Raw genomic sequence first — 625 nt, 5'->3', positions numbered from 1 at the left:
CAACGCCGTCAGCGCGCGGATCGCCGACGCGGTGCGCCGCTTGGCGCGAGCCAGGTCGACGAGGCGCTGATCACCGGCGAGAGCGTGCCGGTCGCCAAGGCGGCCGGCGACCGGGTCGTCGGCGGCGCGATCAACGGCGACGGCCTGCTCGTGGTCGAGGCCGTCGCGGTCGGCGCGGAGGCGACCCTGGCGCGGATCATCCGCCTGGTCGAGGACGCGCAGGCGGCCAAGGCCCCGATCCAGCGCCTGGTCGACCGGGTCAGCGCGGTGTTCGTGCCGGTGGTGCTCGGGCTGGCGCTTCTCACCTTCCTCGGCTGGTGGCTCGTGGCCGGCGTCGGAGTCGAGGCCGCGCTGATCGACGCGGTGGCGGTGCTCGTGATCGCCTGCCCCTGCGCGCTCGGCCTGGCGACGCCCACGGCGATCATGGCCGGCACCGGCGTCGCGGCGCGCCACGGCATCCTGATCAAGGACGCGGAGGCGCTGGAGGTGGCCCATGCCCTCGACACGGTCGCCTTCGACAAGACCGGCACGCTGACGGAGGGGCGCCCGACGGTGACCGAGCTCGAGCCCCGCCACCGCGTCGATCAGCGCGGCCTCGACTCCGACGCCGGCCACGAGCCACCAG

The 625-nt window shown here is 75.2% G+C and carries 1 protein-coding gene; it reads left to right on the top strand.

Annotated elements, in window-relative coordinates; genetic code table 11:
* Positions 1-625 (top strand): HAD-IC family P-type ATPase (locus FV223_RS29375; protein WP_147730081.1); only part of this gene is annotated, 625 nt, incomplete at both ends.

The sequence above is a fragment of the Methylobacterium sp. WL116 genome (assembly GCF_008039455.1).
Lineage (GTDB): Bacteria > Pseudomonadota > Alphaproteobacteria > Rhizobiales > Beijerinckiaceae > Methylobacterium.
The sequence above is the reverse complement of the archived record's forward strand: the minus strand, read 5'-3'. Positions and strand labels throughout refer to the sequence as shown.